This window comes from Pseudomonas sp. JL27(2026), from assembly GCF_056933555.1.
This window is the reverse complement of record NZ_CM167794.1, coordinates 630504-656711: the sequence shown is the minus strand read 5'-3', so window position 1 is coordinate 656711 and position 26208 is coordinate 630504. Positions and strand designations below refer to the sequence as shown.

Below are 26208 nucleotides of genomic sequence, written 5' to 3'. Positions count from 1 at the left end.
AAACCTCGCAGCCCTCGCAAGGCGCACCTGAGAAACGATATCGTTTATCATTGTTACAAGTTTTTGCGATACGACAGTGAGGAATCCTGCGAATGATGTTTCGAACTACCCTTCTGCGCGGCCTGACCATCACTCTGCTGGGGCTGACCCTGGCGTCTCCACTCACCCACGCCGCCGACCCGGTTTCCCTGACGCTCTACAACGGCCAACACAAAGAAGTCGGCGACGCCATTGCCAAGGCTTTTGAAGCCAAGACCGGCATTCACGTCAATGTACGCAAAGGCAGCAGCAACCAGCTCGCCAGCCAGGTCGTCGAAGAAGGTGACCGCTCCCCCGCCGACGTGATCTACACCGAAGAATCGCCGCCCCTGAACAAATTGGGCGAACAAGGCCTGCTGGCTAAAACCGATGCCGCGACCCTCGACATGCTGCCCAAGGACTACGTCGCCACCAATGGCACCTGGATCGGCATTACTGCCCGCGTCCGCGTAGTCGCCTTCAACCCGAAACTGGTCGACGAAATAGACTTGCCAAAATCGGTCATGGAATTCTCTGACCCAAAATGGCAAGGCAAGGTCGGCTTCGTCCCAACCAGCGGTGCGTTCCAGGAACAGGCCGTGGCAATCATCAAGCTGCACGGGATGGACGCCGCCGAAGAATGGCTGACCGGCCTGCGCGCGTTCGGCAAGACCTACAGCAACAACATGGTAGCCCTGAAAGCCGTAGAGAACGGCGAAGTCGCCACGGTCCTGGTGAACAACTACTACTGGTTCGCCTTACAACGCGAAAAAGGCAAGCTCGACTCCAAACTGCATTACTTCACCGGCGGCGATGTCGGCGGCCTGATTACCGTGTCCAGCGCAGCGGTACTCAAGTCCAGCAAGCATCCGCAAGAAGCCCAGCAGTTCCTCGCCTACATGGCCAGTGAAGAAGGCCAGCGAGCGATCACCCAGACCACCGCCGAGTACCCGCTGCACAAAGGCATGGTGTCGGATCGCGGGCTCAAGCCGTTCAGCGAACTGCAAGCGCCCAATGTCACCCCGGCCGACCTTGGCAACGCCGAAGAAGCGCTGGACCTGGAACGTGACGTTGGCCTGAACTGATGAGCGCATCGCTGAGCGCCCCCACCTCACGCACAGGCTATGCGCCACGCCGCAAACGGCCGTCAATCTGGCTGGTGTTGCCGGTGCTGCTGTTAGTCGCACTGAGCCTGCTGCCCTTGCTGTATGTGGGCCTCAAGGCCTGGCAGGCCGGTTGGGCCGAAGCACTGCATTTGCTCTGGCGCCCTTACGTTTTCGGCCTGCTGCGCAATACGCTGTTGCTGATGGTCGGCGTGACCCTGGCGTGCGGCATGATCGGCCTGTCGCTGGCCTGGCTGCTGGAACGCAGCAACCTGCCCGGCCGGCGCCTGTGGGGTGTGATCCTGTGCTTGCCGTTCGCAGTGCCCGCGTTCGTCAGCAGCTTTACCTGGGTGTCGCTGAGCGCGCATTTCGAAGGCCTGGGTGGGGCGATCCTGGTGATGACCCTGTCCAAATATCCGCTGGTGTTTCTACCGGTGGCGGCAACCCTGCGCAACCTCGACCCGTCACTGGAAGAGTCGGCCCGCACCTTGGGGCAAAACCGCTGGGGCGTGTTCTTCAAAATTACCCTGCCCCTGCTCTGGCCTTCGCTGCTGGCCGGCTCCTTGCTGATTGCGCTGCACATGCTGGTGGAGTTTGGCGCACTGTCGATCATCGGCCTGCAAACCTTCACCACGGCCATCTATCAACAGTTCGAGCTGGAGTTCAGTAACGCCAACGCGGCGATGCTCTCGGTGGTATTGCTCACACTGTGCCTGGCGCTGCTGTGGCTGGAGTTGCGGGCGCGCGGCAAAGGGCGCCACGTGCGGATCGGCCAGGGTGCGGCGCGACAGGCCGAACAGGTTCGATTGGGCAAGTGGGCCATCGGCGGGCAACTCTACTGTTTGATGCTGGCGATTATCGGCAGCGGTATTCCACTGGGCATGCTGGCGTACTGGCTGGCGGTCGGCTCTTCAGCAGCCTTCCCGGTAGCGGCGATCAGTGAAGCCTTGCTGTCGTCATTAGCGCTGTCGCTCGGCGGCGCGGCGTTGTGCCTGGTGCTGGCGGTGCCGGTAGGTTTGTTGGTGGTGCGCTACAAGGGCCGCCTGGCAATCTGGGCCGAGCGCTTGCCGTATCTGCTGCATGCGTTGCCGGGACTGGTGATTGCGCTGACCCTGGTCTACTTCGCCCTGCATTACGTGCCGGCACTGTACCAGACATCAGGACTGCTGCTGATTGCCTATGCGCTGCTGTTCCTGCCGCTGGCGCAGGCGCCGATCCGCACGGCGCTGAACAAGGCCGCCCCGCAGCTGGAAGAAGCGGCACGGACCCTCGGTGCATCATCGTTCAGCGCTTTTGTCCGGGTGACGCTGCCGATCATCTTCCCGGCGCTGGGTGCAGCTTTTGCACTGGTATTCCTGGATGCCATGAAGGAGCTGACGGCAACGCTGCTGCTGAGCCCGACCGGGCTGAACACCCTGGCGACAGAGGTGTGGGCGCACACCGCAAATGTCGAGTTTGCGGCGGCGGCGCCTTATGCGGCGTTGTTGATTCTGGTGTCGGGGCTGCCCGTCTATCTGTTAACAACCCGGATGTATTTGAGCCGCTGAAAAGCATCGCAGGCAAGCCTTGCTCCTACGGGTCATGCGCCATTCTCACGGCACATACAAAACCTGTAGGAGCAAAGCTTGCTCGCGATGACGGTAGGCCAGCCAACAAAACCCTTAAGCCCGGAACTGCCCCAGGCTTGCCTTCAGTTGCGCCGCCAATCCGTCCAGCACCTTGCCGCTGGCCGTGGTTTCCACCACCGCCTGAGCCGCTTTCTCAGCCTGGGCATGAATCGTCTCGACCCGCCCACGCACCGCGTACGCGCCCTGCGCCTGATGGGCCGCTGCCTGAGTCGCCAGGCCAATCGCCGTATGCACCTGCTCGACCGAGGCCTGCACCGACTGCTGCAAGCGCGCGCTGTCACGCAATACCAGCAACCCTTCGCTGGCCTGGCGCCCCGCCTGCCCAATCGCCGCGACCGCCTCGCGAGCGCCTTGCTGCAAGGCGCCGATGTGCGCCTGAATGTCGCCCGTGGAGCTTTGCGTCTTGCTGGCCAGCGCCCGCACTTCATCAGCAACCACCGCAAAACCACGCCCGGTCTCACCCGCCCGCGCCGCTTCGATGGCCGCGTTAAGTGCCAACAGGTTAGTCTGTTCGGCAATCCCGTGAATCACCTCCAGCACCACTTCAATCTGCTCGCTCTGTTGCGCCAGCCGCTCGATAACTTTGGCCCCGGTGTCGACCTGCCCGGCCAGCGCCTCGATCAGGCTGCCGACCTGGGCCGAGGTACGGGTGTTCTCGTTGGTGGCCTGCCGAATATCCACTACCTGCTGCAACGCGGCCTGCATGGCGTGGCTTTCGGTCTGCGCCTCGTCCGCCATCTGTGACAGCGCCCTCAGGCTCTCGGCCACTTCATCACGCTGAGCCTCGGCCGCCGCATCGGCACCCGCGTTGCGCTGGGTCATCACACCGATTTCCACACCCGTGCGCTGCGCCACATCACCGGCCTCACGAACGATGGGCTGCAACTTATCCACAAAGCGATTGACCGCCGATGCCATGTCACCGATTTCGTCGTTACTGTTGATCTGCACACGCTTGGTCAGGTCACCCTCACCCGCCGCCAGGTCATCCATCGCCGCGATCAGTAACTTCAGGCGATTCACCACCCGGCGCCCGAGCACCACGGCCAGCAACAGCAACACACCGAAGCCGACGAGCGCCAGCGCCATACCGATACGCCAGCGCAGCGTCCCAGCCGCTTCCTGCACGGTGCTGGTGGTGTTGGCTTTCATTTCGGTGGCGGTGGTTTGAGCCGACTGCAAACGCGCACGCATCGCGGTGGCACTGTCAGCCGCCGCGCCTTTGAGGCTGTCGCCGACCAATTGGTCGCTGCTCGCGATCAGGGCCGAGAAACGCTTGTCCAGCGCCGCCAGGTCGGTTTCCACCGACGCGGTGGAAACCCCCATCAGGACCTTGCCGATCTCCACGCCATTGGGGTTGATCGAGGCTTCGAGGTAGTAGACCGAGGGATCGCTTTTCGCCGCATCCAGCACTTTGTCCAGCGCCCGCTCGCCTTGGCCGCGCTCCAACAGGGCCTTGTTGATCGGGTTTTCCCGGTTCAGGTAGCGCGTCAAATGCTGGCCCGTGGCGTCGTCGTAGACCACGAACAGCACATTCGGATTGCGCTGGGCGCGGCGGGCGAATTCAGACAGGGTCGGCACATCGCTGTCCCACATCGCACGCGGCGCGACCGAAGCCAGCAACTGCGCCATGTCGTTAGCCGAGTCCTTCAGGTCTTTTTCCAGAGCGGCCCGCAGTTGCGCCTGTTCTTCCTTGAGGCGCGTGGACAAACCGGCCGTCAGGCGCTGACGGGTACTCGCGGAAAGGCTGTCGAGACTGGAGGTGACTTCACGCCCCGCCTGCTCGAGTTCACCCGACAGCTTCTGGCTATCGGCCCCGAGGCGATTGCCCAGGTCCACCTCAAGCGCGGTGACCGTGCTCCGCGTCAGCGCAACCGCGACGAGCACTTGCACCAAAAGGGCGATACCAAGGGTAACGAAGACAGGCCGCAACAAACGGCTTTGTAACAGTGAGAGAACGGCCGACACTTAAAATCCCTCTGCTTTGGCGCCATTGAATTGATGGCACGCTGGAAGCGATGCTTTTTTCAAGATCACAGCAAAGGTCATGCCGCCCGGCAGGCAGATACGACAAAGGACCCGATCAAGGGTCCTTTGTTTTTTACATCAACGGCTTATTAAGCGAACGGGTGACGCAGAACGATGGTCTCGTTGCGGTCCGGACCTGTCGAAATAATGTCGATCGGCGCACCGATCAGCTCTTCAACGCGCTTGATGTAAGCACGAGCGTTAGCTGGCAGCTCTTCCAGGGTTTTGGCACCCACGGTCGATTCAGTCCAGCCCGGCACTGTTTCGTACACAGGCAGTAGGCCTACATAGCTGTCAGCGTCGGTCGGAGCAACTTCTGCACCGTTTTCATCTTTGTAGCCGACGCAAATGTTGATGTTTTCCAGACCGTCGAGTACGTCCAGCTTGGTCAGGCAGATGCCCGAAATGCTGTTTACATCGATAGCGCGACGCAGGATAACGGCGTCGAACCAGCCGCAACGACGGGCACGACCGGTAGTTGCACCGAACTCGTGACCTTGCTTGGCCAGGTGAGCACCAACGTCGTCGAACAGCTCAGTCGGGAATGGACCCGAACCAACGCGAGTGGTGTAAGCCTTGGTGATGCCCAGGATGTAATCCAGGAACATCGGGCCAACGCCCGAACCGGTCGCAACGCCACCAGCGGTGGTGTTGGAGCTGGTCACGTACGGGTAGGTGCCGTGGTCGATATCCAGCAACGAACCTTGAGCTCCCTCGAACATGATGTCTTTGCCAGCGCGACGCAGGTCGTGCAACTCAGCGGTCACGTCCAGCATCAGCGGCTTGAGCAGTTCGGCGTACTCTTTGCACTCGGCCAGAGTCTTGTCGAAGTCGATGGCCGGCTCTTTGTAGAAACCCACCAGCATGAAGTTGTGGTAATCCACCAGTTCACGCAGCTTGGCTTCAAAACGCGGCATGTTCAGCAGATCGCCGACGCGCAGGCCACGACGCGCAACCTTGTCTTCGTACGCCGGGCCGATGCCGCGACCGGTAGTACCGATCTTCAGCTCGCCACGGGCCTTTTCACGCGCCTGGTCCAGCGCCACGTGATAGGACAGGATCAGCGGGCAAGACGGGCTGATACGCAGGCGCTCGCGCACCGGTACGCCTTTCTCTTCCAGCTTGATGATCTCGCGCAGCAGGGCGTCCGGTGCAACCACCACGCCGTTGCCGATCAGGCACTGCACGCCTTCGCGCAGTACGCCCGAGGGGATCAGGTGCAAGACGGTTTTTTCACCGTCGATCACCAGCGTGTGGCCAGCGTTGTGGCCACCCTGGTAGCGCACTACGGCGGCAGCATGTTCGGTCAGCAGATCAACGATCTTGCCTTTGCCCTCATCACCCCATTGGGTGCCCAGGACTACGACATTCTTACCCATAACACTTGTCCTCATTCGCGCAAACTTGGTGCCGGCAGCGGCCGGCAGGAAAACTCAAGAAGCCAGCGGCAATACTTGCCAAAGCCCGTTCTGCTGAATCAATTGCCGGTCGCAGTCCGCTTCACGGGCGGCGGCCAATGGCTGCCCAGGCAAAGCCTGAACGACACGCTGACCCTCGCCGCGCAACTGGCAAACCTGCTGCCAGAGTGCCGCATCCGTACTGTCAGGCATCCAGATACCGCCAGACGGTAGCTCGATCTCAGCACGCCCCAGGGTCACCAGGGTTTTCAAATCGGTAGAAAAACCAGTCGCCGGACGGGCGCGCCCGAAGTCGGCGCCGATGTCGTCGTAACGACCGCCCTGAGCGATGGACTGGCCAACGCCCGGCACAAATACCGCGAACACTACGCCGGTGTGGTAGTGGTAACCGCGCAATTCGCCCAGGTCGAAGTACAACGGCAGGTCCGGGAAACGCACGGACAGCCGCTCGGCAATCGCCAGCAGGTCATCCAGTGCCGCCAGTACAGGCGCCGGCGCATTGGCCAGGCGCTCGCGAGCGGCATCCAGCACTTCACGACCGCCACACAAATCAACCAGCGCTCGCAGCATGCCCGCCACATCGCCAGGCAGGCCTTCGGTCAAGGTAATGACCTCATCGATGGCCTTGCGTTGCAAGGCATCGAACAACTGTTGCTCCACTTCACCGGACAAACCGGCCGCGCGGGCCAGGCCACGGTAGATACCGACATGCCCCAGGTCCATGTGCACATCCGGCACATCGGCCAGCTGCAGCATGGCCAGCATCAGGCTGATGACTTCGACATCGCTGCTCGGGCTGGCATCGCCGTACAACTCGGCACCCAGTTGAATCGGGCTGCGCGAGGACGACAAGGCACGTGGCTGCGCATGCAGCACGCTGCCGGCGTAGCACAGGCGGGTCGGGCCTTCTCGGCGCAGGGTGTGTGCGTCAATGCGCGCCACTTGAGGCGTGATGTCGGCACGGAAGCCCATCTGGCGGCCCGACTGAGGGTCGATAACCTTGAAGGTCCGCAGGTCGAGGTCCTGGCCCGCGCCGGTCAGCAAGGATTCCAGGTACTCGATATGGGGGGTCACGACAAACTCGTAACCCCAGCTCTGGAACAGATCCAACACCTGGCGGCGCGCTACTTCAATGCGCAGCGCTTGCGGTGGTAGTACTTCTTCGATGCCATCTGGCAGCAGCCAGCGGTCTACCGTTGCCATTACGCCATTCCCCTGTGATCCGGGCGGAACGCCCTCGGGCGAACCTTGAGTGAAGCAGAAAATGGTCAGCTCACGTGCACAAACCACGCGCATGAACGACGCGGCGATCGGCCTCAAATAAGCCTCGCCAAGCATTTTCCTCGAAAAACCTGTCGAGTTGTTCAACTCGAGGCGTCGCACTATTTACAGCAATCAAACGTGCAGACGCAAAAAAGCCGGGAATTTCCCGGCTGCCGCATCATACACACGTTTTCCCAAAGGATCACCCCGCGAGAGGCTTTAGCCGCTCGGCGGGGTGAATTCAGGATCAGTGTTGGATCAAGGCTTGGACTTTTCCAGATAACGGAAGAAGTCGCTGCTTGGGTCCAGAACCATGACGTCGGTTTTGTTCGCGAAGCTTTCACGGTAGGCGCGCAGGCTACGGTAGAACGCGTAGAACTCCTGGTCCTGGCCGTAGGCCTTGGAGTAGATCGCTGCGGCCTGGGCATCACCGTCACCGCGAACCTCTTCAGATTCACGATAGGCTTCGGCCAGCAGTACACGGCGTTGGCGATCGGCGTCGGCACGAATGCCTTCTGCCAGCTCGTTACCCTTGGCCCGGTGCTCGCGCGCTTCACGCTCACGCTCGGTGCTCATACGCTCGAACACGCTGCGGTTCACTTCCTTCGGCAGGTCGATGGCCTTGACCCGAACATCGACCACTTCGATGCCCAGCTCTTTTTCCGCCATCTTGTTCAGCGAAGCCGTGATGTCCGCCATCAGCGCATCACGCTCACCGGAAACCACCTCGTGCAGGGTGCGCTTACCAAACTGGTCACGCAGGCCCGATTCCAGACGACGCGAAAGACGTTCGTCAGCAATCTGCTTGAGGCCGGAGGTCGCGGTGTAGAAGCGCTCGGCATCTTTCACGCGCCACTTGGCGTAGGCATCCACCATGACGGCTTTCTTTTCCAGCGTCAGGAAGCGTTGCGTCGGTGCATCCAGCGTCATCAGGCGTGCGTCGAATTTACGCACCTGGTTAACGTAAGGCACTTTCACATGCAGGCCCGGCTGAACATCAGCCTGAACCACGCGACCAAACTGCAGCAGCACCGCACGCTCGGTCTGAGCCACGATGTAGAAGCAGTTCCAGGCAGCGATCGCCACGACGACGCCGACAATAAGGGCGATCAGCGATTTATTGCTCATCAGCGACTCTCCCTGGTACGTGCTTGCTGTTGCTGCAGATCAGCGGCCGCACGTGCATTCGCTTCATTGCTGGATACCGGCGCGCCCGTCGCCGGAGCGCTGGTAACGCGACCACTGTCGATCATCTTGTCCAGCGGCAAGTACAGCAGATTGCTCTGGCCGTTCTTGTTGCCGGTCACGAGAACCTTGCTGGTATTGCTGAAAACTTCCTGCATGGTGTCCAGGTACAGGCGCTGACGGGTAACTTCCGGCGCCTTGCGGTACTCGGTCACCAGTTTGGTAAAGCGATCAGCCTCACCCTTGGCGCGCGACACGGTTTCGTCACGATAACCGTTGGCATCTTCAATGAGACGCTGAGCCTGACCACGGGCTTCCGGCACGACGCCGTTGGCATAGGTTTCAGCCTGGTTACGCGAGCGCTGCTCATCTTCACGAGCACGGATCACGTCATCGAAGGCTTCCTGGACTTCACGCGGTGCCGCTGCGCTCTGAACGTTGACCTGGGTGACGGTGATACCAGTGCGATAGGTATCGAGGAAGCGTTGCAGACGCTCCTTGATTTCGCTGGCCATCAGTTCACGACCTTCTGTCAGCACCTGATCCATGGCGGTGGAACCCACCACATGGCGCAGGGCGCTTTCGGTTGCGTGCTGGAGGCTGATTTCCGGCTGGTCGACGTTAAGCACGAAGTCCTGCAGGTTGGTGATCTTGTACTGCACGGTCAGCGGCACTTCGACGATGTTCTCGTCCTCGGTGAGCATTTGACCCTGCTTGGTATAGGCACGCTCACGCGTGACGTTTTCCATGTACTTGCGATCGATCGGCGGGAAGTAGATGTTCAGGCCCGGGCCAACGGTTTCGTAGTACTTGCCGAAGCGCAGCACCACGGCTTGCTCCTGCTCGTCGACCACATAAACCGCGCTGTACAGCCACACAGCCGCCAGCACGACGAGACCGATGCCGAGCAGGCCAAAACCACCGCCCTTGCCCGAGCCACCGCCGTCACCACCCCGTTTGTTGCCACCACCGAACATCCCATTCAGCCTTTCCTGCAGCTTTCGGAAGGCTTCGTCGAGATCTGGTGGACCCTTGCGGTCGCCGTTATTGCGGCGCTTACCACCCCAAGGGTCCTGATTATTCGAGTTGCCACCCGGCTCATTCCAAGCCATAGCGCTCTCCATCTGATAAAGCAAAGACGCGCCCACGGCGCGCCGACCAATGCTACAGAATGCCTGACTAAGCGGCACAACCGCTTTTTCGGGCTTTTATTGCAAAGTGTGTTGCTCGATGAATTCCAGCGGCTGCATGCCTTCGCGGCTCACCAGCCGATTGAGTTCGACTCGCGGTAAACGAACGGCCAGCAAACTGATGCCTTCTTCGTCGTGTTCTTCTTTCTGTACCGCACCGAGCGCAAAAAACTGTGCCCGCAGTCGAGCAAAACGCTGCGGCAAGCGCAAGGTGCCGACAAACAGGTCATCGCCCAGCAGTTCCGCAATGGCTTGCTTGAGCAGGTCCAGACCCTGGCCATCTCGCGCCGACAACCAGACCCGTTGCGGTTTGCCATCGGCATCGCGCTGGATCTGCGGCTCTACGCCCTCAAGCAGGTCGAGTTTGTTGTAGACCTCCAGGATCGGCAAGTCCTGCGCACCGATTTCACCCAGCACCACCATGACCTGTTCAATCTGGGCCATGCGCTCGGGTTCATGGGCATCGATCACGTGCAGCAGCAGGTCGGAGTTGCTCGACTCTTCGAGCGTAGCCCGAAATGCCTCGACCAGTTTGTGCGGCAGGTGCCGAATGAAGCCCACGGTGTCGGCCAGCACGATTGGACCGAGGTCATCGAGTTCGAGTCGACGCAACGTCGGGTCGAGCGTGGCGAACAACTGGTCGGCGGCGAACACATCGGAGTCGGTCACCGAGTTGAACAGTGTCGATTTGCCGGCGTTGGTATAACCCACCAGTGAAACCGAAGGGATATCCGCGCGCTTGCGGCCGCGACGAGCCTGCTCACGCTGGCTGCGGACCTTTTCCAGACGCCCCTTGATCTGCCGCAGGCGAACCCGCAGGAGACGCCGGTCGGTTTCCAGTTGGGTTTCACCCGGACCGCGCAGACCGATACCGCCCTTCTGCCGCTCAAGGTGAGTCCAGCCGCGAACCAGGCGCGTACTCATGTGCTCAAGCTGGGCCAATTCGACCTGGAGCTTGCCTTCATGGGTGCGGGCGCGTTGGGCGAAGATATCGAGAATCAGACCCGTGCGGTCAATCACGCGACACTCGAAAACACGTTCGAGGTTACGTTCCTGACTGGGCGTGAGGATGTGATTGAAAATCACCAGATCGACCTTCTCGGCTTTGACCTGGTCGCGTAGCTCCTCGACCTTGCCGCTACCAATCAGGTATTTGGCGGTTGGCCGATGACGCGGCACGTTAACAAACGCGACGGTCTCGGCGCCGGCCGATATAGCCAACTCCTGAAACTCCTGCGGATCTTCGCGCGCCTCAGGGTCCTGACCATCCAAGTGAACGAGGATTGCCCGCTCACCACCACCGTGGCGCTCAAAGAACAAAGGAGACTCCTATCAGGCGTTACCTGGCTCAGCGTCACCCTGTTCGGATTCGGTTGCGCTTGGCAGACGAATTGGACGAACCGGCACCACTGTCGAGATAGCGTGCTTGTAAACCATCTGGCTGACGGTGTTTTTCAGCAGGATCACGAACTGGTCGAAGGACTCGATCGTACCTTGCAGCTTGATCCCGTTGACCAGATAGATGGAAACCCCCACTTTCTCTTTACGTAAAGTATTCAAGTAAGGGTCTTGTAGCGAATGCCCTTTTGACATGTGCCGCACTCCTTTAAGGATTCAATAATAAAAATAGGTAAACAGATGGCTCTGTGACCGTCACACCCCCAAGGATAGACGGCAATTGCAAGGACTCAGCTCAATATGGAGATGGTCCCGAGGTATTTCAAGGCGCGTGGCAGATTGTCGCAATCGAGGCTGTCCAACCAATGAACATCAGCCCAACTGCGCAGCCAGGTGAACTGGCGCTTCGCCAATTGGCGCGTGGCAATGACTCCACGCTCCTGCATCTCGGCTGACGTCAGCTTGCCATCCAGGTGATCCCAGACTTGTCGGTAGCCTACCGCGCGTATAGACGGCAACCCTGCATGCAGATCACTTCGCTTACGCAGGGCTACGACCTCGTCGATGAATCCCTGTTCCAACATTTGTGTGAATCTTTGTTCAATGCGCTCATGCAGTACCTGACGGTTCGCCGGAGCGATGGCCAAGTTCGCGACAGTATAGGGCAATTGTCCCCGTCCCGAAGCGGCTGCTTCAGTACTTTGCGCAGATTGTCGCTGACGGTGCGCGGTCATGCTCTGGCCGCTGACACGATAGACTTCCAGCGCCCGACTGAGCCGCTGCGGATCGTTGGGATGAATTCGCGCCGCCGACTCCGGGTCGATGACCGCCAATTGATCGTGCAAGGCTTGCCAGCCAAGGCGTGCAGCCTCTTCTTCGATTTCGGCGCGCACCTGCGGATCAGCCGCAGGCATGTCCGCCAGGCCTTCAAGCAAAGCCTTGTAATAGAGCATTGTGCCGCCGACCAGCAGCGGAATATTGCCCCGCGAAGTGATGTCCGCCATGGCTTCAAGGGCATCGCGACGAAAGTCAGCGGCCGAATAACTCTCGGCCGGGTCGAGAATATCGATCAACCGATGGGGAAACTCAGCCAACAGCTCCCTTGAAGGCTTGGCAGTGCCGATGTCCATGCCACGGTAAACCAGGGCCGAATCGACGCTGATCAGCTCGCACGGCAGGACTTTGCTCAGTTCGATGGCCAGATCGGTCTTGCCCGCAGCAGTCGGGCCCATCAGAAAAATCGCTGGGGGGAGTGGGCTCATCAACGACCGCGCAAAAACAGTTTGTCCAGATCGTCCAGGCCCAGTTGGGTCCAGGTCGGTCGGCCATGGTTGCATTGGCCGCTGCGCTCGGTGTTTTCCATGTCGCGCAGCAGTCCGTTCATTTCCGGCAGGGCCAGGCGCCGGTTGGCGCGGATCGCGCCGTGGCAGGCCATGGTCCCGAGCAGTTCGTTCAGGTGAGCCTGAATCCGGTCGCTGGTGCCGTATTCCATCAAATCCGACAGTACATCGCCCACCAACCGATTGGCTTCAGCCTGCTTGAGCAATGCCGGGATTTGCCGGATGGCCAGGGTTTCCGGGCCCAGGCGCTGTAACTCAAAACCCAGACGCTGAAACCACGCTACATGCTCTTCGGCGCAATCGGCTTCACGCTGACTGACGGCCAGCGACTCCGGCACCAGCAGCGGCTGACCGCTCAGGCCTTCGCTGGCCATCGCGACTTTCAGGCGCTCGTACATGATCCGTTCGTGAGCCGCGTGCATGTCCACCAGCACCAGCCCTTGGGCATTCTCCGAAAGAATGTAGATCCCCTTGAGCTGCGCCAGCGCATAACCCAGCGGCGGAATATCGCCCTGGCCGTCCGGCAGCGCGGCCGCGTTGGCCTCGGGCAACGGCGCGAAGAACTCGCGATAGGCCGCCTGGGCTTCAGCGACAGGAACACCGGACTGAGGTCGCGGGGTGTATTGATACTGATAACCGGCGCCAGCGCCCGAACCCGCCGTGGCATTGAAGGACGGTTGCGCTTGAGGTTGTTCCAGCAACGCATTCGCGGCCAGGCGCATTTCGCCCTGCGGGCCGAACTCACCGGCATCGAGCCCGGTGGGCCGGACCAGGCCGGGGGTCGCGACCGGCGCGGCCAGATGATCTTCCGGCCGCACATCGCCCAAAGCGCGGTGCAAGGTGCCATAGAGGAAATCGTGAACCATGCGCCCGTCACGGAAACGCACTTCGTGCTTGGTCGGGTGAACGTTGACATCGACGCCCGCCGGATCGACTTCGAAGAACAGCACGAACGTCGGGTGCCGACCGTTGAACAGCACGTCGCGATAAGCCTGGCGCACTGCGTGGGCCACCAGTTTGTCGCGCACCGCGCGGCCATTCACAAAAAAGTACTGCAAGTCCGCCTGGCTGCGGTTAAAGGTCGGCAACCCGACCCAACCCCACAAATGCAGGCCATTACGTTCGATTTCGATGGGCAGCGCCTGCTCCAGGAAACCCGCGCCGCAGATCGCAGCCACACGCCGGGCACGGGCCGCATCATCATGAGCCTCGTGCAGGCTGAGGATGGTTTTGCCGTTGTGGCGCAGATGGAACGCCACGTCGAAGCGCGCCAGGGCCAGGCGCTTGATCACTTCTTGCAGGTGATCGAACTCGGTTTTTTCGGTCTTGAGGAATTTGCGCCGCGCCGGGGTGTTGAAGAACAGGTCGCGCACCTCCACCGAGGTGCCCACCGGATGGGCGGCCGGCTGCACACGAGGCGCCATGTCCCGGCCTTCGGTCTCGACCTGCCAGGCCTGATCGGCATCGCGGGTGCGCGAGGTCAGGGTCAGGCGCGCCACGGAGCTGATCGACGCCAGCGCCTCACCACGAAACCCCAGGCTCATGACCTGTTCAAGGTCTTCCAGGTTGCGAATCTTGCTGGTGGCGTGACGGGCCAGGGCCAGCGGCAGGTCATCGGCGGAAATACCACTACCGTCGTCGCGAACCCGCAGCAGCTTGACGCCGCCCTGCTCCACATCGACGTCGATCCGCCGGGCGCCGGAGTCGAGGCTGTTTTCCAGCAATTCCTTGATGACCGAGGCCGGGCGTTCAACCACTTCACCGGCGGCGATCTGGTTCGCCAGCCGTGGGCTGAGCAGTTCGATGCGGGCGCTATTGATCACGGCGTCGTTCATTCCTTGGCCGCCAGCTCAGTGCCCGGAATCGTCAGGTTCTGGCCAACCTTGAGCTCATCGCTCTTGAGGTTGTTGGCGCTGCGCAAGGTGCTTGCGGACACCTGATAACGCACGGCGATCATGGCCAGGGTTTCCCCCGGATTGACCCGGTGGTCGCGCGGGCCCTGGGCGATTTTGCCGGAGTCACGCAGCCAGGCGATGTAGGTGCCCGGTGGCGGATTCTGCTGGAAGAACTGCCGCACGCCGCTGCTGATGGAGCGCGCCAGCGCTTGCTGGTGGCTGGACGCCGCCAGTTTCGAGGCTTCGTTGGCGTTGGAGATGAATCCGGTTTCCACCAGGATCGACGGAATGTCCGGCGACTTGAGCACCATGAACCCGGCCTGCTCGACGCGCTGCTTGTGCAGCGGCGTAACGCGGCCAATGTTGCTCAGGACTTTTTGCCCGACGTTCAGGCTGGAGGTCAGCGAGGCGGTCATCGACAGGTCGAGCAACACACCCGCCAGCATGCGGTCCTTGTCGTCGAGGCTGACGTTGCCGGCACCGCCGATCAGGTCGGAACGGTTTTCGCTGTCGGCCAGCCAACGTGCGGTCTCCGAAGTGGCACCGCGCTCGGAAAGAGCAAACACCGAGGCGCCAAACGCGGCGGCGGACGGTGCGGCATCGGCGTGGATCGAAACGAACAGGTCGGCGCCCTTCTTGCGGGCGATTTCGGTACGGCCACGCAGCGGAATGAAGTAGTCGCCGGTACGGGTCAGTTCGGCGCGGAAGCCTTTCATGCCGTTGACCTGACGCTGCAATTCGCGGGCGATGGCCAGCACCACGTCTTTCTCACGCTGCCCGCGGGAGCCCGAGGCGCCCGGGTCTTCACCGCCGTGACCGGCGTCGATGACCACAATGATGTCGCGCTTGCCCGCCGGGGCCGGCGGCAGTTTGATGGAGGGTTCGGCCGGGGTTACCGGAACGGCAGGCACCGTGGCCACGGTCGGCGTCGGGGTTGGCGCAGGTGACGGCGCAGCGTCGGCGGCGTTATCGAACAGGTCGACTACCAGACGATTGCCGTACTGCGCGTTCGGCGCCAGCACGAAGCTTTTCGGGGTGACGGCTTTTTTCAGGTCGATGACCACCCGCAGGTCCGTCGGCGTGCGCTGGGCCGAGCGCATGGCGGTGATCGGGGTGTTCGCCGTGGAGACTTTCAGCGGTGCACCGAGGGTCGCGCCGTTGATGTCGATCACCAGGCGATCCGGGGATGTCAGGGTAAAAACGCTGTGCTGGACCGGGCCAGTGAGGTCAAACACCAGTCGCGTGTTATCCGGCGCCCGCCACAGGCGGACACTGTTGACCTTTGTTGCAGCCACGGCGTCGACAGCCAGTGCCGTAAGCAACAGTCCTACGACAGCAACCAACGCGCGAAAGCGCATACCTAACCCCATCATTTATTTGAATTCCAATGCCAAAGCGGCACACCAGGTCTCGCCACGCGAGCCTTGGGGCAAGAGAGTCAGCGAACGCCCGCTGTCATGGGGTGTAATGGTAATGGTCAGGTCGGGCTTTGGCAAAAAGCCTGCACCCTTTTGAGGCCACTCGATCAGACACAACACGTCGTCTTCGAGGTAGTCACGGATCCCCAGGTACTCCAGCTCTTCAGGATCGACCAGTCGGTAGAGGTCGAAGTGGAAAGCACGGACCTCACCGATTTCGTAGGGCTCGACCAGAGTAAAGGTCGGGCTCTTGACTGACCCTACGTGCCCCAATCCACGGATGATGCCCCGCGACAGGGTGGTTTTCCCCGCGCCCAGGTCACCGTCCAGAAAGATGATCCCGTGCCCCCGGGTGATTTGAGCGATGCGGGTGCCCAAGGCAACCATGGCCTCTTCATTGGCCAGATACAGGGTTACTTCAGACACGGTGCTTGCTCCTCCAGCAACTGACGAATGGTGGGAATCAGGTCGCTGGCCGCCAGCCCCCGACCGAGCCGGCCTTGATGCTCGCCAGCTGTGGCGTGCAGCCAGACGGCGAGCGAGGCAGCCTCAAACGCGTCCATGCCCTGGGCCAGCAACGCGCCGACCAACCCGGCCAGCACATCGCCCAGACCCGCAGTGGCCATGGCCGGATGCCCGCGATCGCACCGAAAAACACGGCCATCAGGGCTGGCGATCAAACTGCCCGCCCCCTTCAAGATAGCCACTGCATTGAATTTTTTGCATAACGCGCGCGCAACAGTAAGACGATCCGCCTGAACCTCAGCTGTCGAGACCCCCAACAAGCGCGCCGCCTCGCCCGGATGCGGAGTGATCACGCAGTTTTCCGGCAGGCTGACGCCCCCCAGAGCCAACAGGTTCAGCGCGTCGGCGTCCCAGACTTGCGGCCGCGGCGCATTGGCCGCCGCCGACAACAAGCTGCGCCCCCAGGCGCCCTGCCCCAACCCCGGGCCGACCACCAGCACCGAGGCCTGATCCAGCAAGCCCATCAGTTGGTTGGCCGACGACGTGCCCAGCACCATCGCTTCCGGCAATCGGGCCAGCGCCGCCGGGACGTGTTCGCTGCGAGTGGCCACCGAGACCAGGCCCGCGCCGCTGCGCAGGGCGCTTTGTGCGCTCAACAGGATCGCCCCGCCGAAACCACGGTCGCCACCGATCAACAGCACATGGCCAAAATCGCCTTTATGGGCGCTCGGCGAACGTGCAAAAAGCGTCGGCACAGTGGCCGGGGTCAGCGACTGAACGTCGGGTAAATCGTGTTTTGTCTGCGGCATGCGTCTTCGGGCTCCGATGTCTGGCAGAATTATACGCACCTCAGCCCCGGTTTCTCTCGTCTCATGCCTGCTATTACCACCGATCTGCCCGCCCTCGCCCAATCGATCAAGGACTGGGGCCGCGAGTTGGGCTTTCAACAAGTCGGCATCAGTGGCCTGGACCTCGCCGAGCATGAACAACATCTGGAGCGCTGGCTCGAAGCCGGCTACCACGGCGAGATGGAATACATGGGTGCCCACGGCACCAAACGCTCGCACCCCGACGAGTTGGTGCCAGGCACGTTGCGCGTGGTGTCACTGCGCATGGATTACCTGCCGGGCGATACGCAGATGGCCCAACGCCTGGCACAACCTGCAAAAGCCTACGTCTCGCGCTACGCCCTGGGCCGCGATTACCACAAGCTGATCCGCAAACGCGTGCAGCAGTTGGCCGAGAAGATCCAACAGGTCATCGGGCCCTTCGGTTATCGCGCCTTCGTCGACAGCGCGCCAGTGCTGGAAAAGGCCATCGCCGAACAGGCCGGCCTCGGCTGGATCGGTAAAAACACGCTGGTACTTAACCGCAAGGCCGGCAGTTACTTCTTCTTGAGCGAACTGTTCGTCGACCTGCCGCTGCCCGTGGACCCACCCCACAGCACCGAACATTGCGGTCGCTGCACGGCATGCCTCGATATCTGCCCGACCAACGCCTTCGTCGGCCCGTACGTGCTGGACGCCCGACGCTGCATTTCCTACCTGACGATCGAACTGAAAAGCGCAATCCCCGAAGACTTGCGGCCACTGATCGGCAACCGGGTTTTCGGCTGCGATGACTGCCAGATCGTCTGCCCGTGGAACCGTTTCGCCCGGCCGTCCGGCGAAAGCGACTTCAAACCGCGCCACAACCTGGACAACGCCGAGCTGGCCGAACTGTTCATGTGGGACGAGGACACGTTCCTGCGCAGCACCGAAGGCTCACCGCTGCGCCGCGCCGGTTATGAGCGCTGGCTGCGCAACCTGGCCGTGGGGCTGGGCAATGCACCTTCAACGATCCCGGTGCTGGAAGCGTTGAAGGCGCGGGCAGACTATCCCTCAGAACTGGTGCGCGAACATGTGGAGTGGGCGCTCAAACAACACGCCAGCCGTCAATGCTCGTCGTTGTAGACGAACTTGGGCATTTCCCAGTGGAAACGAATGGCCAGCAAGCGCAGCAGGAAGCCGCCAAACAGAGTGATGAGGATCGCCTGTTCGCCGGGCAGCTCCAGATAGAGGCAGAACATGTAACACCACGCGGCGGCGAATGAGACGCTGGCGTACAACTCACGACGGAAGATCAGCGGGATGTCGTTACAGAAAATATCCCGCAGGATGCCGCCAAACACGCCCGTGATCACACCGCTGACCGACGCCACCACCATACCGTGGCCCATTTCCAGCGCGGTCATGCAACCGATCAGGGTGAACGCCACCAACCCCACGGCATCGAGCACCAGGAACAGCGAACGCAGATGGCGCATCCAGCGGGCGGTGAACACCGTGAACATTGCCGCGACGGAGGTCAACACCAGGTATTCCGGGTGCTTGACCCAGGTCAGCGGGTAATGCCCGAGCAGCACGTCGCGCACTGAACCGCCCCCCAGGGCTGTGACGCAGGCAATCAGCACCACGCCGAACCAGTCCATGCCACGACGCCCGGCAGACAAGGCGCCAGTCATGGCTTCAGCGGTAATGGCGATCAGGTAGAGCATCAGCAACATGGCGGCGGTCCTTACGAGAAGGCGCGCAGTCTAGCCATTTCGGATCGGCACCAGAAGAGGGCAATCACAGTACCTGTGGCGAGGGAGCTTGCTCCCGCTGGAGTGCGAAGCGCTCCCCTGCATTGTTTCAGTCACACCGCACTCACAGGCTTTACGACTGCTGCGCCGCCGAGCGGGAGCAAGCTCCCTCGCCACAAAAACGCCGCTGTATCAGAACTTGATGAAATGCTTGCGGTAGTGCTGCAGCTCGGCGATGGATTCGCGAATGTCGTCCAGCGCCAGGTGCGTGCTGCCTTTCTTGAAGCTGTCACGCACGTCCGGCGCCCAGCGTGCAGCCAGCTCCTTGAGGGTCGAGACGTCCAGGTTGCGGTAGTGGAAATAGCTTTCCAGCGATTTCATGTGCGTATAAAGGAAGCGGCGGTCCTGGCAAATGCTGTTGCCACAGATCGGCGATTTGCCCTTGGGCACCCACTGCTCCAGGAACGCGATGGTTTCGGCTTCGGCTTCAGCCATGCTGATGCGGCTGTCGCGCACGCGCTGGGTCAGGCCCGAACCGCCGTGTTGACGGGTGTTCCACTCGTCCATGCCGGCAAGGATCTCATCGCTGTGGTGAATCGCGATCACCGGGCCTTCGGCCAGGGTGTTGAGGTTGCTGTCGGTGACAATGGTGGCCATCTCGATGATGACGTCGGTGTCAGGGTTCAGACCGGTCATTTCCAGATCGATCCAAATCAGGTTCTGCGGGTTTTGCATGTGTCGGCTCCTTAGGCGGTGTTGCGCAGTTTAGCCTAGAGGACTCGCAGGGCGTGCTAAACTCGCGGCCGTTTTACCTAATCGCTGCATTATCGACACGGAACACCCATGGCCAAACGCCAACTCAATCGTCGTCAAAACTGGCGCATCGAAAAGATTCAGGGCGAGCGCGCTGCCCGCGCCGCCAAACGCGAATCCTCTGCCGTGGAAGCACTCGAGGGCGGTGACCTTGGCCCCGAGCAAACGGGGCTGGTGATTGCGCACTTCGGTGTGCAGGTCGAGGTTGAAGCCCGCGACGGCGAACTCGCCGGCCAGGTGTTCCGCTGCCACTTGCGGGCCAACCTGCCTGCGCTGGTGACTGGCGACCAGGTGGTCTGGCGTGCCGGCAACCAGGGCATCGGGGTGATCGTTGCACAATTGCCGCGCAACACCGAGCTGTGCCGTCCCGACAGCCGGGGCCAGCTCAAGCCCGTGGCCGCCAACGTCGACATGATCGTGATTGTCTTCGCCCCACTGCCCGAGCCCCACGCCAACCTGATCGACCGCTACCTGGTCGCCGCCGAACACGCAGGTATCCGCCCGTTGCTGCTGCTCAACAAGTTCGACCTGATCGACGAGCAGAACGCACCGGCGCTGAATGCCTTGCTGGCGGTGTACCGCACACTCGGCTACCCGGTGCTGGAAGTCTCGGCGCACCACGGCAATGGCATGGAGAAACTGCAAGAGCAGCTCGACGGGCGCATCAGTGTGTTTGTCGGCCAGTCCGGCGTGGGCAAGTCGTCGCTGGTCAACAGCCTGCTGCCGGAAGTCGAAACCCGCGTCGGCCCGCTGTCCGAGTTGTCCGGCCAGGGCACTCACACCACGACCACAGCGCGCCTGTTCCACTTCCCGGGCGGCGGTGAACTGATCGACTCCCCGGGGATTCGTGAGTTCGGTTTGGGCCACGTCAGCCGTTCCGACGTCGAGGCCGGCTTCATCGAATTCAACGACCTGATCGGCACCTGCCGCTTCCGCGACTGCAAGCACGACCGTGAACCCGGCTGCGCCCTGCTCAAGGCACTGGAAGACGGTCGCGTGCAACAACAGCGCATGAACAGCTACCGCTCGATCATCGCCAGCCTGCCCGAAACCAGCTACTAAGCTGTACCCCGCAGAGACAAAAAAGCCGCGATGATCGCGGCTTTTTTGTGGGTCACGGCTTGGGTGGTTCAGCCGGTTTGGCGGCATCACCCGCTTTCGGCGTCGGGTCGTCGAACAGGTTCAAGCGTTCGCGCAACTCATGGGCCGGCAACGGTTGCTGGTCGGCCGGCAGCGCGTTCGGATCGGCCGGCACTTCACCCGGGGCGCCTTGGCCCTGAGTCGGTGCTGGTTGCGGCTGCGCACCTTGCTCACCTTCGATGGCGCGCTGGGCTTTCTTCGTCAATACAACGATGTCGATACGGCGGTTGACCGGGTTGAACGGGTTTTCGCGGTCGAACAACACCGACGAAGCGTAACCCACCACCCGTGCCACTTGCTGGTCCGGATAGCTGCCTGCAACCAGCGCACGGCGAGCGGCGTTGGCACGGTTGGCCGAGAGCTCCCAGTTACCGAAATCACCGGTGCCCGAGTACGGCTTGGCGTCCGTGTGCCCGCTGATACTGATCTTGTTCGGCACCGCTTTAATGGTGTCGGCCATGGCCAGCAGGATGTCTTCGAAATACGGCTTCAAACGCGCCGAGCCTGAGTCGAACATCGGCCGGTTTTCGGAATCGATGATCTGGATGCGCAAGCCATCCGGCGTGATTTCGAACAGGATCTGATCCTTGAACTTCTGCAACTGCGGGTTTTCTTCAACCTTGTTCTGCAACTCTTGCAGCAACAGTTCGAGGCGCTCCTTCTCGACCTGTTCGGCCATGCCTTCTACCTGCTCGGCATCGATCGTCACTTTATCAGGCTGCGGCTGCGACTTGACCTCTGGGTTGAGGGTGGTCTCCGGCGCCAGCGTGGGCGTACCGCCCAGGTCGATGATGAACGGCGTGCCGCTTTCGGAGAAGCCGATCGGGTCCTTGAAGTAACCGGCGATGGCGATCTTCTGTTCCGGGGTGGCCGTGGACAGCAGCCACAGCACCAGGAAGAACGCCATCATCGCTGTCGCGAAGTCCGCGAAGGCGATTTTCCAGGCGCCCCCGTGATGCCCGCCAGCAATGCGCTTGACGCGCTTGATGATAATCGGCTGATTGTTTTCCATGCTTAGCGACCGCGAACCGCTTGTTCCAGCTCGGCGAAGCTAGGACGATGCGCCGGGTACAGCACTTTACGCCCGAACTCGACGGCCAGCGATGGAGGCATGCCTGAAGCCGAGGCGACCAGCGAGGCCTTGATGGCTTCGTAGACGTTCAGCTCTTCCTTGGCATCGTGCGCCAGCGAGTGAGCCAGCGGACCGAAGAAACCGTAGGCCGCGAGAATACCGAAGAACGTACCCACCAGTGCCGCACCCACGTGCAGGCCGATGGACTTCTGGTCACCTTCACCCAGCGAAGCCATGGTCACGACGATACCCAGTACCGCCGCCACGATACCGAAGCCCGGCATGGCGTCCGCGATACCGTTGACCGCGTGGGACGGGTGCTCCAGGTCTTCCTTGAGGCTGTAGAGTTCCATGTCGAACAGGCCTTCAAGTTCATGGGGAGCCATGTTGCCGGACGACATGATGCGCAGGTAATCACAGATGAACGCAGTCATGCGTTCGTCTTTGAGCACGGCCGGGTACTTGGCGAAAATCGGGCTGGCGGCGGCGTCTTCAATGTCGCCTTCAATCGCCATCATGCCTTCGCGGCGGCTCTTGTTAAGGATCTCGTAGATCAGGCCCAGCACTTCCAGGTAGAACGTGTGGGTGAAACGCGAACTGAACATGCTCAAGGATTTCTTGAGTACGTGCATCGTCATGTAGCCGGGGTTGGCCTGAAGGAAAGCACCCAGGGCTGCACCACCGATGATCATCACCTCGAAAGGCTGAATCAGGGCGGCAATCTTGCCGTGGGAAAGCACGTATCCGCCGAGCACGCTCGCGAATACGACAATGATGCCGATAATTTTAGCCATAGGTAGGAGAGTACTTACTGAGTCGGGTTCAAGGTCATATTCGGAAGTTAAAAAATCTCTTCTTCTACTTATCGGCAAAACTGCGCCAGACTATAGCCAGTTAAGGCGAAAAGCCAATTTGGCCCATAGCGGGCGTGTTGAAATCAAAAGTGATCGCGCCCAGCCATGGTTAATGAAACGAGCGTCCCACCTCAAAAACCGACCACTCTTCAAGGTTGGGTCCAACTCCTGGACCACGTCACTCTTCCCGTTCCCCAGGCCAGCCATGACCGGGTCTGCAAAGCCATCGCCGACAACCGCAGTTCGCTGCGCGATATCGCCGACCTGATGCAAGACAGTCCGGCCCTGGCCTTGAGCGTGATTCGCGAAGCCAACCACCATACCCACGGCAGCATGACCGGCCCGGCAGAGAACCTCGAAGTCGCGATTACGCGCCTCGGTTTGAAACGCACGGAAGAATTGCTCGCCCGCCTGCCGGCGATGCCTGAAGAGCAAATACCGGTCGCCCTGCGTCAGCTCCAGCTCATCAGCCAGCATGCCACCCAACAAGCCAACGGCCTGTTCGCCAGTCGCCTGGCGCGGCTCTGGCAAGACATCCACTGGGGCAGCCTGCTGTTTCTGTCGCCGCTGTGGCCCATGGCGCTGACCCACCCGCACCTGCTCGAAGAATGGGAGCTGCGGGTCATTCACAAACACGAGTCGGCGGCCAAGGTCGAGCGGGAGCTGTTCGGCATCCATCTGCTGGAGCTGTGCCAGACGCTGGTCGAACTCTGGCGCTTGCCGATCTGGGTGCTGCAAGGGTATCGGTTGTTGCGCAGCGAACAGCGCGAACTGGTGAAAGTGCTGCGCATTGCCCGTGACGGCGATCACCCGTTGCGCCAGCAAAATCGTCTCGACGATGACCCGACCCTGCGGCGCTGGCTGAATCAACCGGCCAACACCGTGCTGCTGGCCAACGGTCTCGCGCTTTCAGCCCATCAGGCCTGGGACAGCCCACACAGCCAACGCTGGCAGTGGCTCACCAGTCTCTATCTGCAAATGCCGATGGACGATTTGCAACAACAACTGCACCAGCAAGCCGCACAAAGCGCCCGCCAGCACGACATGGCCGACCTCTGGCATCCGGCCGAAGCCTTGCTCTGGCCGTGGGGCACGCACCACCTGCATCGCGGCCAACTGCCCGCGCCGCCACCCACCACCGAAAGCCTGGCCAAGTGGCGCAAGCAATGCGCTGAGCTACTGGTAGAACCGAGCCCGTTCAGCAACGCGATGCACCTGACCCTGGCTGCTCGCGATGCGTTGGCGGCGTGCGGTATGCGTCGGGTGATGCTGCTGATGGCCGACCGCAATCTGGCCAACCTGCGGGCACATCAAACCTATGGCCTGCCCAAGGAATGCGCGAACCTGAACCTGGTGGTCAGCCAGAGCACCGTGCTGCAACGCCTGCTTGCACAACAAGCCCAGGTGCGCCTGACGCCGGCCAACAACGCACAGTTTTCCGCGCTGCTGCCCAACAGCCTGCGCGGACTGTTCGGCGGCGATCACCTGCTGCTGCGTTCCGTGGCCAGCAATGGCCGGGTGGTCATGCTGATCGTTGCCGATCAGGGCGGCGGACCTTTTTCGGACCTGACCGTGCAAGCCTTCGGTAAAACCGCACAATGCATCGAAAAGGCCCTGCATAGCTTTACCAACCGCGGCCGTTAACGCCGCGCTTGAGCTACAATCCTCCCCTTTGTGCTCTGGAGACCTCACATGTCTGACTTCTCTGGCTTGGCGCTGGTGATCGAGCCGAGCGACCTGCTCGCCCGTCTGGACGCCCGCGAACTGATTCTGGTCGACCTGACCAGCAGCGCCCGCTACGCTGCGGGCCACATCCCCGGCGCGCACTTCGTTGACCCCAAACGCACCCAACTGGGCCAGGCGCCCGCGCCAGGACTGCTGCCGCCTCAAGCGGCGCTGGAAACCCTGTTCGGCGAACTGGGGCACAACAAGGACGCGGTCTACGTGGTCTATGACGACGAAGGCGGTGGCTGGGCCGGGCGCTTCATCTGGTTGCTGGATGTCATCGGCCACCACCGCTACCACTACGTCGACGGCGGCCTCCCGGCCTGGCTGGCGGACGGTTTGCCTGTCTCGACCGAGGTCCCGGCAGCCGTCGGCGGCCCGGTTGCGCTGACCCTGCATGACGAACCCACCGCCACCCGCGAATACCTGCAAAGCCGTCTCGGTGCCGCTGACCTGGCGATCTGGGACGCCCGCGGGCCGCTGGAGTATTCCGGCGAGAAGGTACTGGCAGCCAAGGGTGGCCACATCCCCGGCGCGGTCAATTTCGAATGGACCGCCGGCATGGACCCGTCCCGCAGCCTGCGCATTCGCACAGACATGCCGCAGATCCTCGAGTCGCTCGGGATCAGCAAAGACAAAGAAGTGATTACCCACTGCCAGACTCATCACCGCTCTGGCTTCACCTATCTGGTGGCCAAGGCCCTCGGTTATCCGCGGGTCAAGGGCTACGCCGGCTCCTGGGGCGAATGGGGCAACCACCCCGACACGCCCGTCGAGATTCAAGGTTCTTAAGGACAGTTAATGAAAAAGCGTTTGTTTATCCTCAGCCAATATCTGTTGCCCCATCACCTGCTGTCGCGTCTGGCCGGCTGCATTGCCGAATGCCGCGTGCGCTGGTTCAAGAATGCCTTTACCGCCTGGTTCGCCAAGCGTTATCAGGTGGACATGTCCCAGGCATTGGTCGAAGACCTGACCGCTTACGAGCACTTCAACGCGTTCTTCACTCGCGCCTTGAAAGACGGCGCACGCCCACTGGACCAAACACCAGGCGCGATCCTCAGCCCGGCCGACGGCGCCGTCAGCCAACTCGGCCCGATCGAACACGGCCGCGTGTTCCAGGCAAAGGGCCACAGTTTCAGCGTGCTGGAATTGCTGGGCGGTGACGCGGCGAACGCCGCCCCTTTCATGGGCGGCGATTTCGCCACCATTTACCTGTCGCCCAAGGACTACCACCGCGTGCACATGCCGCTGGCTGGCACCCTGCGCGAGATGGTCTACATCCCGGGCCGGATCTTCTCGGTCAACCAGACCACCGCCGAAAACGTTCCGGAGCTGTTCGCCCGCAACGAGCGCGTGGCGTGCATTTTCGACACCGAGCGCGGGCCGATGGCTGTGGTGCTGGTGGGTGCGATGATCGTTGCCTCGATCGAAACCGTCTGGGCCGGCTTGGTGACGCCACCCAAGCGCGAACTGAAAACCTTCCGCTACGACGAGGCCGCCCGCGCACCGATCTATCTGGAAAAAGGCGCCGAACTGGGCCGCTTCAAACTGGGTTCGACCGCCGTCGTCCTGTTTGGCCCAAATCAAGTGAAATGGGTCGAGGCACTGGCTGCCGGTTCACCGGTTGAAATGGGCCAAGGCATGGGCCTGCCAAACGCCTGACCTGAATAGAGAACTAATGTGGGAGCGGGC

The 26208-nt window shown here is 61.5% G+C and carries 23 protein-coding genes; 7 read left to right on the top strand and 16 right to left on the bottom strand.

The window, feature by feature from the left end; translation table 11 throughout:
* Positions 1-92: 92 nt before the first annotated feature.
* Together AC1Z1G_RS02940 and AC1Z1G_RS02935 are read left to right on the top strand one after the other, a co-directional pair.
* Entirely contained in the window at positions 93-1103 is a 1011-nt protein-coding gene (locus AC1Z1G_RS02940) for an iron ABC transporter substrate-binding protein (protein ID WP_483624740.1), read from the top strand.
* Positions 1103-2668, top strand: coding sequence for an ABC transporter permease (locus tag AC1Z1G_RS02935; RefSeq protein ID WP_483624739.1), 1566 nt, complete (start codon positions 1103-1105; stop codon positions 2666-2668). The genes AC1Z1G_RS02940 and AC1Z1G_RS02935 overlap by 1 nt, the downstream gene beginning before the upstream one ends.
* 114 nt (positions 2669-2782) lie before the next feature.
* Here AC1Z1G_RS02935 and AC1Z1G_RS02930 read toward each other — a convergent pair whose 3' ends face one another.
* The 12 genes from AC1Z1G_RS02930 to AC1Z1G_RS02875 all read right to left on the bottom strand — a co-directional run bounded on the left by AC1Z1G_RS02930 (position 2783) and on the right by AC1Z1G_RS02875 (position 17158).
* Complete coding sequence (locus tag AC1Z1G_RS02930) at positions 2783-4717, bottom strand: methyl-accepting chemotaxis protein (protein WP_483624737.1); 1935 nt, start codon at positions 4715-4717, stop codon at positions 2783-2785.
* A gap of 149 nt (positions 4718-4866) precedes the next feature.
* Positions 4867-6156 (bottom strand): adenylosuccinate synthase, encoded by a 1290-nt coding sequence (locus AC1Z1G_RS02925; protein WP_483624736.1) that lies wholly within the window; start codon positions 6154-6156, stop codon positions 4867-4869.
* Between the two features lie 54 nt (positions 6157-6210).
* A complete protein-coding gene (locus tag AC1Z1G_RS02920) occupies positions 6211-7398 on the bottom strand; it encodes an ATP phosphoribosyltransferase regulatory subunit (RefSeq protein ID WP_483624734.1) in 1188 nt (395 codons plus the stop codon).
* A 318-nt stretch (positions 7399-7716) separates the two neighbouring features.
* Entirely contained in the window at positions 7717-8586 is an 870-nt protein-coding gene (gene hflC, locus AC1Z1G_RS02915; protein WP_483624732.1) for a protease modulator HflC, read from the bottom strand.
* On the bottom strand, positions 8586-9755 hold the full coding sequence (gene hflK, locus AC1Z1G_RS02910) for an FtsH protease activity modulator HflK (protein WP_483624730.1): 1170 nt from the start codon (positions 9753-9755) through the stop codon (positions 8586-8588). The genes hflC and hflK overlap by 1 nt, the downstream gene beginning before the upstream one ends.
* Positions 9756-9851: 96 nt before the next feature.
* Entirely contained in the window at positions 9852-11153 is a 1302-nt protein-coding gene (hflX, locus tag AC1Z1G_RS02905) for a ribosome rescue GTPase HflX (protein WP_483624728.1), read from the bottom strand.
* A gap of 12 nt (positions 11154-11165) precedes the next feature.
* Positions 11166-11426 carry an RNA chaperone Hfq gene (gene hfq, locus AC1Z1G_RS02900; protein WP_010221594.1) on the bottom strand — a complete coding sequence of 87 codons (261 nt, stop codon included), beginning with the start codon at positions 11424-11426 and terminating at the stop codon, positions 11166-11168.
* A gap of 95 nt (positions 11427-11521) precedes the next feature.
* Positions 11522-12493, bottom strand: a complete 972-nt coding sequence (miaA, locus tag AC1Z1G_RS02895; RefSeq protein WP_483624725.1) for a tRNA (adenosine(37)-N6)-dimethylallyltransferase MiaA — start codon at positions 12491-12493, stop codon at positions 11522-11524.
* Complete coding sequence (mutL, locus tag AC1Z1G_RS02890; RefSeq protein WP_483624724.1) at positions 12493-14406, bottom strand: DNA mismatch repair endonuclease MutL; 1914 nt, start codon at positions 14404-14406, stop codon at positions 12493-12495. Before mutL ends, miaA begins: the two co-directional genes overlap by 1 nt.
* Entirely contained in the window at positions 14403-15839 is a 1437-nt protein-coding gene (locus AC1Z1G_RS02885) for an N-acetylmuramoyl-L-alanine amidase (protein WP_483624722.1), read from the bottom strand. Before AC1Z1G_RS02885 ends, mutL begins: the two co-directional genes overlap by 4 nt.
* Entirely contained in the window at positions 15840-16310 is a 471-nt protein-coding gene (gene tsaE / locus AC1Z1G_RS02880; protein WP_483624720.1) for a tRNA (adenosine(37)-N6)-threonylcarbamoyltransferase complex ATPase subunit type 1 TsaE, read from the bottom strand.
* Entirely contained in the window at positions 16298-17158 is an 861-nt protein-coding gene (locus tag AC1Z1G_RS02875) for an NAD(P)H-hydrate dehydratase (RefSeq protein ID WP_483624718.1), read from the bottom strand. The genes tsaE and AC1Z1G_RS02875 overlap by 13 nt, the downstream gene beginning before the upstream one ends.
* Positions 17159-17221: 63 nt before the next feature.
* Between AC1Z1G_RS02875 and queG the strand changes: the two genes are divergently transcribed.
* Positions 17222-18301, top strand: coding sequence for a tRNA epoxyqueuosine(34) reductase QueG (gene queG, locus AC1Z1G_RS02870; protein ID WP_483624717.1), 1080 nt, complete (start codon positions 17222-17224; stop codon positions 18299-18301).
* Here the strand turns inward: queG and AC1Z1G_RS02865 are convergent.
* Positions 18283-18894, bottom strand: coding sequence for a trimeric intracellular cation channel family protein (locus AC1Z1G_RS02865; protein WP_347903617.1), 612 nt, complete (start codon positions 18892-18894; stop codon positions 18283-18285). The genes queG and AC1Z1G_RS02865 overlap by 19 nt on opposite strands.
* A 210-nt stretch (positions 18895-19104) precedes the next feature.
* The gene (orn, locus tag AC1Z1G_RS02860) at positions 19105-19647 is read right to left on the bottom strand and encodes an oligoribonuclease (RefSeq protein WP_347903615.1); all 543 of its coding nucleotides are present in this window, start codon (positions 19645-19647) and stop codon (positions 19105-19107) included.
* Between the two features lie 108 nt (positions 19648-19755).
* On the opposite strand from orn, the gene rsgA reads away from it, so the two are divergent.
* Positions 19756-20787 (top strand): small ribosomal subunit biogenesis GTPase RsgA, encoded by a 1032-nt coding sequence (gene rsgA / locus AC1Z1G_RS02855; protein WP_483624715.1) that lies wholly within the window; start codon positions 19756-19758, stop codon positions 20785-20787.
* A 52-nt stretch (positions 20788-20839) separates the two neighbouring features.
* On the opposite strand, the gene motB is transcribed toward rsgA, so the two are convergent.
* The gene (motB, locus tag AC1Z1G_RS02850; RefSeq protein WP_483624713.1) at positions 20840-21877 is read right to left on the bottom strand and encodes a flagellar motor protein MotB; all 1038 of its coding nucleotides are present in this window, start codon (positions 21875-21877) and stop codon (positions 20840-20842) included.
* 2 nt (positions 21878-21879) lie between these two features.
* Complete coding sequence (gene motA / locus AC1Z1G_RS02845) at positions 21880-22731, bottom strand: flagellar motor stator protein MotA (protein ID WP_483624711.1); 852 nt, start codon at positions 22729-22731, stop codon at positions 21880-21882.
* 165 nt (positions 22732-22896) lie between these two features.
* Here motA and AC1Z1G_RS02840 point away from each other — a divergent pair, with 165 nt between their 5' ends.
* Genes AC1Z1G_RS02840 through asd form a run of 3 tightly spaced genes read left to right on the top strand, consistent with a single transcriptional unit; the run spans position 22897 to position 26178 of the window.
* Positions 22897-24435 (top strand): HDOD domain-containing protein, encoded by a 1539-nt coding sequence (locus tag AC1Z1G_RS02840; RefSeq protein ID WP_483624709.1) that lies wholly within the window; start codon positions 22897-22899, stop codon positions 24433-24435.
* A 48-nt stretch (positions 24436-24483) separates the two neighbouring features.
* Complete coding sequence (rhdA, locus tag AC1Z1G_RS02835) at positions 24484-25308, top strand: thiosulfate sulfurtransferase (RefSeq protein WP_483624708.1); 825 nt, start codon at positions 24484-24486, stop codon at positions 25306-25308.
* Positions 25309-25317: 9 nt separating this feature from the next.
* Positions 25318-26178, top strand: a complete 861-nt coding sequence (gene asd, locus AC1Z1G_RS02830) for an archaetidylserine decarboxylase (RefSeq protein ID WP_483624706.1) — start codon at positions 25318-25320, stop codon at positions 26176-26178.
* The last annotated feature ends 30 nt before the right edge of the window (positions 26179-26208 follow it).